Annotated in this window: 9 protein-coding genes and 1 pseudogene; 4 read left to right on the forward strand and 6 right to left on the reverse strand. The window is 63.2% G+C overall.

Annotated elements, in window-relative coordinates; genetic code table 11:
• The 5 genes from ABSG20_RS22985 to ABSG20_RS23005 form a co-directional block, all read right to left on the reverse strand.
• A partial coding sequence (locus ABSG20_RS22985) for an SDR family oxidoreductase (protein ID WP_423866810.1) occupies nucleotides 1-518 on the reverse strand: 518 nt, incomplete at its 3' end.
• Between the two features lie 42 nt (nucleotides 519-560).
• Entirely contained in the window at nucleotides 561-1,316 is a 756-nt protein-coding gene (locus ABSG20_RS22990; protein ID WP_423866811.1) for a proteasome-type protease, read from the reverse strand.
• Between the two features lie 206 nt (nucleotides 1,317-1,522).
• Complete coding sequence (locus tag ABSG20_RS22995; protein ID WP_423866812.1) at nucleotides 1,523-2,368, reverse strand: transglutaminase family protein; 846 nt, start codon at nucleotides 2,366-2,368, stop codon at nucleotides 1,523-1,525.
• A gap of 175 nt (nucleotides 2,369-2,543) precedes the next feature.
• Nucleotides 2,544-3,488 carry an alpha-E domain-containing protein gene (locus tag ABSG20_RS23000; protein ID WP_423866813.1) on the reverse strand — a complete coding sequence of 315 codons (945 nt, stop codon included), beginning with the start codon at nucleotides 3,486-3,488 and terminating at the stop codon, nucleotides 2,544-2,546.
• A gap of 102 nt (nucleotides 3,489-3,590) precedes the next feature.
• Nucleotides 3,591-5,009, reverse strand: a complete 1,419-nt coding sequence (locus ABSG20_RS23005; RefSeq protein ID WP_423866814.1) for a circularly permuted type 2 ATP-grasp protein — start codon at nucleotides 5,007-5,009, stop codon at nucleotides 3,591-3,593.
• A 237-nt stretch (nucleotides 5,010-5,246) separates the two neighbouring features.
• Here ABSG20_RS23005 and ABSG20_RS23010 point away from each other — a divergent pair, with 237 nt between their 5' ends.
• From ABSG20_RS23010 to ABSG20_RS23020, 3 genes are all read left to right on the forward strand, one after another.
• Nucleotides 5,247-5,987: a competence/damage-inducible protein A gene (locus ABSG20_RS23010; RefSeq protein ID WP_423866815.1), complete on the forward strand. Its 741-nt coding sequence runs from the start codon at nucleotides 5,247-5,249 to the stop codon at nucleotides 5,985-5,987.
• Nucleotides 5,988-6,018: 31 nt separating this feature from the next.
• Nucleotides 6,019-6,546 (forward strand): xanthine phosphoribosyltransferase, encoded by a 528-nt coding sequence (gene gpt, locus ABSG20_RS23015; RefSeq protein ID WP_423866816.1) that lies wholly within the window; start codon nucleotides 6,019-6,021, stop codon nucleotides 6,544-6,546.
• Nucleotides 6,547-6,760: 214 nt separating this feature from the next.
• Nucleotides 6,761-7,393, forward strand: a complete 633-nt coding sequence (locus ABSG20_RS23020; protein WP_423866817.1) for a hypothetical protein — start codon at nucleotides 6,761-6,763, stop codon at nucleotides 7,391-7,393.
• Between the two features lie 95 nt (nucleotides 7,394-7,488).
• On the opposite strand, the gene ABSG20_RS23025 is transcribed toward ABSG20_RS23020, so the two are convergent.
• Complete coding sequence (locus tag ABSG20_RS23025; RefSeq protein ID WP_423866818.1) at nucleotides 7,489-8,511, reverse strand: methionine synthase; 1,023 nt, start codon at nucleotides 8,509-8,511, stop codon at nucleotides 7,489-7,491.
• A gap of 112 nt (nucleotides 8,512-8,623) precedes the next feature.
• On the opposite strand from ABSG20_RS23025, the pseudogene ABSG20_RS23030 reads away from it, so the two are divergent.
• Nucleotides 8,624-8,718, forward strand: a pseudogene (locus ABSG20_RS23030) (thiol:disulfide oxidoreductase); the annotation flags it as partial.

The following is an 8,718-nucleotide window of genomic DNA, read 5'->3' on the forward strand; positions in this document are numbered from 1 at the left end:
TCGAGATTGGTGGCCTTGGTGAGGCCGGTGATGGCGTGCTTGGTCGAGGTATAGGGCGCGGAGAACGGCCGCGGCGCGTGCGCCGAGATCGAGCCGTTGTTGATGATGCGGCCGCCGCGCGGGGTCTGGTCCTTCATGATGCGGAAGGCATGCTGCGTGCACAGGAAGGCCGCGGTAAGGTTGGTGGACACCACCGCCTGCCACTGTGCGAGGCTCAAATCCTCAAACGGCATGGCGGGTGTTCCCATGCCGGCATTGTTGAACAACAGATCCAGCCGGCCATAGGTCTCCATCACCTTGGCAAACAGTGCTGCGATCGCACCCGCATCCGTCATGTCGGCGGAGAAGGCAAGGCTCTTGCCGGCCACGCCGAGCTTGGCGGTTTCTTCCAGTTTCTCCAGGCGCCGCCCGGCGAGCACGACGGTGAAGCCAGCATTCATCAGCGCCAAGGAGGCCGCGCGTCCGACGCCGGTTCCGGCTCCGGTGACGATCGCGATCTTGTTTTTGGGCTCGCTCATTTGCTTCCTGCCTTTTTTCGGTTTTACGTCTCGTCGTATTTTTTATGTTTTCGTTGTTTCGGTCTTGTAGGGCGGCCGCGGGATGTTCTGATGCGCCGCGCGCAACGCCGCCGACCAGCGCGAGCGCAAATCGTGGAAATAGGGCTCGCCGGCCTCGATGCGGTGGTTGAGATCGGCATCGCACACATCCGAACGCGCCACCAAAACGTCGATCGGAAGGCCGACGCCGATGTTGGAGCGCATGGTCGAATCCATCGAGATCAGGCTGGTCTTGAGCGCCTCGTAAAGCTCGACGTCGTAGTGCATGGCGCGGTCCAGCACCGGTTTGCCGTATTTGTGTTCGCCGATCTGCAAATAGGGCGTATCGGTGGTGCATTCGATGAAATTGCCGGCCGGATAGACCATGAACAGCCGCATCCGCGAGCCCTTGATCTGGCCGCCGAACAGGAACGAGACGTCGAAAGAGACGTCTTCCGAACGCAGCGCTTCGCCCTCGGTCGCGTGCACGCTGCGGATCGCTCGGCCGATGCGCTGCGCCGCCTGGAACATGGTCGGCGCATTCATCAGGGTTTCGATCTCGCCGGTGTGCGGGTCTTCCAACCCCTCGGTCAGGGTCGACAGCACCGACTGGCTGATCGCCAGATTGCCGGCGCTGGCGATCGCCATGATACGTTCGGCCGGCTCCGAGAAGATATGCAGTTTGCGAAAGGTCGAGACGTTATCGAGGCCGGCGTTGGTCCGGGTGTCCGCGATCATGACCAGGCCGTCCCGCACCAGCACTCCGCAGCAATAGGTCATCAGCAATCCCCGCAAGTATCAGAGGGCGTGAATTAGTAGCCAATTTCGCGGGATGCTCCAACCCTATTCGGGCTCCTTGCCGGGTCATTCCGGGGCGCCAGTGATCCTCGGGCCGCGCGGAGCCTTGTCATCGGGCGTGCATTCGCGCAGACCCGTTGGCGCAGACCCCATGGGCTGCGCGCCGGCATGACGAGTCCTGGTTCATCTCACGACTGGCTCTGGCTCTGCGACTGTCCCTGCCGTCCGCCGACCTGCTCGACCTTGACCGCCACCGTCAGCGTTTCCATGCCGCCGCCGTAACGGGTGCCCCGCACCGGGGCGGCGCCGAGATAATCGAGCCCGATGGCAACGCGGGCGTGAGCGTCGGTGGTGCAGATGCCGTTGGCCGGATCGAACCCGACCCAGCCGAGGTCCGGCACGAACGCCTCGGCCCAGGCGTGGCCGGCCTGCTGGTTGACCATGCCGTCGGAACGCAGGAAATGGCCGGCGACGAAGCGCGCCGGTACGCCGCCGGAGCGCGCGCAGGCGATGAAGATATGCGCGTAGTCCTGGCACACCCCGCGCTTCAAGCCGAAGGCTTCCACCGCCGAAGTGCCGCTGTTGGTGGGGTCCTCGTCGAAGGTCATGTGCTCGTTGATCTGCATCATCAGGGCATGCAGGAAGCCGAGCACGTCGTGTTCCGATTCGGCGCGCAGCTCGCGCGAAAAGTTCGCCATCGCCGGGTTGACTTCGGTCAGCGATGTCGAGCGCAGGAACAGGCTCGGCGGAAAGCGTTCATCGGTTCCCCGCAGCACGCCGCCGGTATCGTGGGTCTCGACCATGCCCTCGACCGATATGGTGAGATCGGCCAGCGGGCCGTGAGTCAAAACATGCGTGACGTTGCCGAAGGCATCCTGGTGGGTGTCGAGCCGTGAATCGGTGGAAACGTCGATCTGCCATTCGGCGACGTATTGCCCGTCATGGCTGCCGGGCGTCATCCGCAGGATTTGAATGACGCCGGTGGCCGGCGGCTCGTAGCGGTAGGTGGTGGAATGGGCAATTCGCAGGCGCATGAGCTAACGGGACCAAGCTGGAGTTTCTGACGCAGACCGGATCAAGGAGATCGTCATGCCCGGGCTAAAGCGCGAAGCGCGTCTTCGCGCAGATGTCCCGGGCATCCACGTCTTTCTTCCTTGACCAATCGCAGGAAAGACGTGGATGGCCGGGACGAGCCCGGCCATGACGGCATTATACCAGATATTGCTTGGTGATGATTTCGCCGAGCCTCGAATTGTCCGCGATGAATTCCTGGATGAATTCATGCACGCCGTGCTGGAAGATATCGTCCATATGGCTGTGTTCCAGGCGGTTGCGGACGCCGCGGGCGTGGCGCTGGGCGGCGCCCTGGCGGCCATAGGCGACGCCGATCTGGTCGAGGTTGCGCACCAGATTGCCGTAACAGCTCGCCAGCGAACGCGGCAGCGAATCGTTCAGGATCAGAAGATCCGCGATCAGCCATGGTTTCAAGGTTTCGCGATAGACCCAGTGATAGGCGGTCAGCGCCGACACCGAGCGCAGGATCGAGGTCCATTGATAGTAGTCGAGCGGTCCGCCGACATGCTCCTCCTCGGGGAGCAGGACGTGATACTTGACGTCGAGGATGCGGGCGGTGTTGTCGGCGCGCTCCAGATGCAAGCCGAGCCGCGAGAACCAGTAGGCATCGTTGCGCAGCATGGTGCGGTAGGCCGAGCCGTCGAATCGCAGCGAGGTTTCCTGCACGAAGCGCAGGAATTTTGTCAGTTCTTCGCGGGTCTTGGTGCCCTTGCCCCAGACTTCCTGCAGGTCGATCCAGGCGCTGTTGATGGTGTCCCACATCTCGCTGGTCAACGCGGTCCGTACCGAGCGCGAATTGAGCCGCGCATTCTCGATGCAGCTCTTGATCGAGGACGGATTGGACGGCGCGAACGACAGATATTCGACGACGTTGCGCTCGTCGGCATCCTTGTAGACTTCGTAGAAGCTGGCGCTGACGCCGGCGGTCAACAGCGCCGAATCCCATTCATTGGTCTTGCCGATATAGGTGTTCGGCAGCGCGGTGACGCGCAGCGTCGCGTCGATGGTGCGCGCGAGATACTCCGCGCGCTCGACATAGCGGGCCAGCCAGTACAGGTTTTCGGCGGTGCGCGACAGCATGCGGGGATCAGCCTCTTTTCCCTGCCCCTGAGGGGGAAGGTTCGGGAAGGGTCAGCGGCGATAATGGGTGTGATCGTAACGACATCGCATTCGTCCACGCGCTCATTCGTCCAGGATCCATGTATCCTTGGTGCCGCCGCCCTGGCTTGAATTCACCACCAGCGAGCCTTCCTTCAGCGCCACGCGGGTCAGCCCGCCCGGCACGATGGTGACGTTCTTGCTGCCCGTCAGCACGAACGGCCTGAGATCGACATGGCGCGGCGCAAGGCCGGATGCGGTGCAGGTCGGGCAGGTCGACAGCGCCAGCGTCGGCTGGGCGATGAAGCCTTCCGGTTCGCGCTTGAGCTTGTCGCGGAAGGCCTCGATCGTTGCCTTGGTCGCGGCAGGACCGATCAGCATGCCGTAGCCCCCGGAGCCATGCACTTCCTTGACCACCAATTCACCGAGATTGTCGAGCACGTAAGCCAGATCCTTGGGCTCGCGGCAGCGATAGGTCGGCACGTTCTTCAGGACCGGTTCTTCGCCGAGATAGAACTTCACGATCGCGGGCATATAGGAATAGACCGCCTTGTCGTCGGCGATACCGGTCCCGACCGCATTGGCCAGCGTGATATTGCCGGCCGCATAGGCCGACATCAGCCCGGGCACGCCGAGCGCCGAATCCGGCCGGAAGGTGAGCGGATCGAGGAAGTCGTCGTCGACCCGGCGGTAGATGACATCGACGCGCTTGAGGCCCTCGGTGGTGCGCATGAACACTTCATCGTTTTTGACGACGAGGTCGCGGCCCTCGACCAGCTCGATGCCAAGCTTGTCGGCCAGGAAGGAATGTTCATAATAGGCGGAATTGTAGACGCCGGGCGTCATCAGCGCCACCGTGGGCTCGGCCGCGGCGCTCTGCGGCGCCACCGATCGCAGCGCCGATAACAGTGCGTCCGGATAGCGTTCCACCGGCGCGACGCGGTGGCGGGCGAACAGGTCCGGAAACAGCCGCATCATGATTTCGCGGTTTTCCAGCATGTAGGACACGCCGGAGGGGGTGCGCGCATTGTCTTCCAGCACGTAGAATTCTTCCGGATTGATGCGGACGATGTCGATGCCGGCGATGTGGACGTAGACATCGTGCGGCACGTCCTGGCCGTTCATTTCCGGCCGGAATACCGGATTCTGGAAGATCAGGTCGTCGGGGACGATATTGGCGCGCAGGATGTCGCGGCCGTGGTAGACGTCGCGCAGGAACATGTTGAGCGCGCGCACCCGCTGCTTCAGGCCTTTTTCGAGGATCGCCCATTCCCTGGCCGACATGATCCGCGGGATCACATCGAAGGGAATCAGCCGTTCCTGGGCTTCGGCATCGCCATAGACGGCAAAGGTGATGCCGATCCGGCGGAACAAAAGCTCCGCTTCCTGGCGGCGATATTCCAGGGCGTCCGGCGGCGTCTCCTTCAGCCAGCGGGAAAGCTCCTGGTAGGCCGGACGGAGAGCGCCGTCGGGCCCGTTCATTTCGTCGAACGCAACTGCCATGTATCCTGTCTGCTTTTAGGGGCCAGCATTTAAGGCCATGTAGCACAGTGCATGACTCCATGGGATCGTAGCAAGGGCCGGGCCAGCGCGATATGCAATAGCGCGGGCATTTGGGTAGGGATGGCTTTCGGGCATGCCTGAAAAAATGGCTGGCGGGTGCTTATTTCGGCGGCAAAACTCCGTGACTCCCGGGCTTGGCTTGAGCAAAGTGACCGTCATGCAGGGCAAGGAGAACTCATGAGCGACATCGTCACCGCCGGGATATTGGTGATCGGCGACGAGATCCTGTCCGGCCGGACCAAGGACAAGAACATCGGCTTTATTGCCGAATACCTGACCAATATCGGCATCGATCTCCGGGAGGTTCGGGTCGTCGCCGACGACGAGGCCGACATTATCGCAGCGCTTGACGCGCTGCGCCGTCGCTACACTTACGTCTTCACCACTGGCGGCATTGGGCCGACCCATGATGACATCACCGCCGACAGCGTCGCCAAAGCGTTCGGGGTCGGCATCGATCACCATCCGGAGGTGGTGGCGCGGTTTCGCGAGCGCTTCCAGAATCCCGGCGAATTGAACGAGGCGCGGCTGCGCATGGCGCGGATTCCCGACGGCGCCGAATTGATCCAGAGCGCGACCATCCTGGCGCCAGGCTTCAAGATCGGCAATGTCATCGTGATGGCCGGCGTGCCTTCGATCATGCAGGCCATGATGGATATCGTCGCGCCGAAGCTGAAGTCGGGGTTGAGGATGCTTTCGGACACGGTCCGCGCCAATGCCAGGGAAGGCGATATCGGCGGTCCGTTGCGCGAGATCGCCAACGCGCATCCCGATACCATCATCGGCAGCTATCCTTTTATCGACGAGGACAAGAAGCCGAACACCAATCTCGTCGTTCGCTCGCGCGCCCCCGAAAAGCTCGCCGCCGCGATGGCCGCGGTCAAGGAAATGCTGGCGGGATTGAACGTGGTCCGCTAGCGCAGATCATCCGAAGCGATGTAGGAGGATAATGATGGCAGAGCATCCGGAACTGAGCCCACAGGAGCGGGCGGGCAAGGCCTTTCCGGTCTCATGGGACCAGTTTCACCGCGATTGCCGGGCGCTGACCTGGCGGCTCAATGAAGTCGGGCCGTTTCGTGCGGTCATCGCGATCACCCGCGGCGGGCTGGTGCCGGCGGCGATCGTGGCGCGCGAACTCGGCGTCCGCGTCATCGATACCGTTTGCATCGCGAGCTATGATCACACCAAGCAGGGCGAGCTGCAGGTGCTGAAGGCCATTTCGGCCGACACTGCGAAACTCGGCGGCGGCACCGGCAAGGGACTTCTGATCGTCGATGACCTCGTCGACACCGGCAAGACCGGGCGGCTGGTGCGCGAGATGCTGCCCGAAGCGCATTTCGCAACGGTGTATGCCAAACCGATGGGACGGCCGCTGGTCGACACTTTCATTACCGAAGTATCGCAGGACACCTGGATCTTCTTTCCCTGGGATACCGCGCTGTCGTTCCAGCCGCCGATCCGCGACGGCGCGGCGTGAGTCTTCCTTGCATCTCCCCGCTTGTGGCGTTCTAGCCTCTCCCCGCCTGCGGGGAGAGGCCGTCCGGCGAAGCCGGGCGGGTGAGGGGGACTCTCAACGAGTCGAACTCGTGGAAGCAGCCCCTCACCCCAACCCTCTCCGCGCAAGTGCGGGGCGAGGGCGCAGACCGCGTCCTGCGCTGCCTTCTTCGCAAAGTAGCGGGCGGGAGTAACCCATGCCGCTGCAGAACCGCGTCACCCCCACAGGCGACATCATCGCCATCCCGCACCGCGGATTGTTCACCGGCAATCGCGGCATCATCCATGATCCCAGGACAAAAACCCTGCTGGTACGGCGCTGGGCCAGCCAGGCCTGGCTCGCTTGCGTCTGCGAGTTCAGGGGGCGGCGGCGCGAGGTGATGGCCAGGCGCAGCTGGACCGAATTGTTCTTTCTCGACGAGGCGACCGCGCTTTCGGCGGGCCATCGCCCGTGCTTCTTCTGCCGCCGCGAAGACGCGTTGCGCTTTCGCGCGGCGTGGGAAGAGGGCAATCGCGTCACCAAGGTGCGCGCGGCCGAGATCGACGCCGTGCTGCACAGGGAGCGGCTGTCAGGCGGCAAGAAGCGGCTGCATCCTCTACCCCTGCCGTGGCGAGATCTGCCCGACGGCGCGATGCTGCAGCAGGACGGCGAGAGCTTTCTCGTGATGCAGCGCCAGGCGCTGCAATGGTCGCCGGCCGGCTATCTCGAGACAGAAAACGCGATCGACAACGCCATGCTGCTGACGCCGCCCTCGACGCTGCGGGCGCTGTCGGCCGGATATAAACCGGTGCTGCATCCGAGCGCGTTGGAGGGAAGGGCGGGTCGGTAGCCGGCTTGTCCGCCATAGCTCGCAGAGCCAAGGCGGAAGCCATAACCCGCCATCCCGGCGTTGAGATCGTGGCCATGCAGTCGCAGGCGCGTTCGTCACCCCAACCGCTGCCTTGCCAGTTTCGCCCCCGCGCCGAGCGCCATCAGCTTTGCTTCGGCGATGTCGCGGTGCATCGGCGCCATGCCGCAATTGGTGGTGGCGACGATGTTGCTCTTCGGCACGAATTTTGCGACCTTCTCGATCACCTCAACGACATCCTCCGCGGTCTCCACGGTGTCGCTGGCGACATCGATGACGCCGGCCTGCACCACCTTGCCGGTGAGCAGGCCGAGCAGTTCCAGCGGCACCTTCGAATTGCGGCATTCGACCGCGACCTCTCGGATCGGGCTTTTGGCGATCGCCGGAAAGATATCCTCGTACTGCCGCCACTCGCTGCCCAGCGTGGCTTTCCAGTCCGTATTGGCCTTGATGCCGTAGCCGTAACAGATGTGCACGGCGGTGACGCAGGTCAGTCCCTCGGCGGCGCGCTCCAGCGCCCTGATGCCCCAGTCAGAGACTTCGTCCATGTAGACATTGAAGGCGGGCTCATCGAACTGGATGACGTCGACGCCGTCGGCCTGCAGGGCGCGGGCTTCGGCGTTGAGCAGTTCGGCAAAGGCGAACGCCATCTTGACGCGGTCGCCGTAATACTGGTCGGCGATGGTATCGATGATGGTCATCGGTCCCGGCAGGGTGAATTTCAGCTGGTGCGTGGTGTGGGTGCGGGCGACGCGGGCCTCATCCGCGTGGACGCGGCCCTTGAGCCGCAGCGGCGCGACCACCTGCGGCACCATCGCCTTGTAGCGGTCTTTCCGGATTCCCATCTCGACCTTGTGGGCGAAATCGATGCCGTCGACTTTTTCCAGGAAGCCGTGGACGAAATGTTGCCGCGCCTGCTCGCCCTCAGTGACGATATCGATGCCGGCGTCTTCCTGAACCTTCACCGCGAGCATGGTCGCATCGCGCTTGGCGCGGGCGAGCTCATCGCCCTGCGACTTCCACGGCGCCCACAGCTTGTTCGGTTCAGCCAGCCATTCGGGCTTGGGCAGGGAGCCGGCGATCGTGGTCGGAAACAGCATGTTGGGCGTGTCCTCTGGAGTTTCGTGACGTGTTGGGCCTCTCAATGCCATGTCCCGGGGAGGAGGTACATGGGATTTCGAATGGTGGAATGCGACCAAAGCAGGGGGTAGGATGACGCCTAAGCCCCAACAGGACGCCTCCATGATCGACCTCTATTACGCGCCGACGCCGAACGGCTGGAAAATCTCGATCATGCTCGAGGAATT

This window comes from Bradyrhizobium sp., from assembly GCF_049512235.1.
Lineage (GTDB): Bacteria > Pseudomonadota > Alphaproteobacteria > Rhizobiales > Xanthobacteraceae > Bradyrhizobium.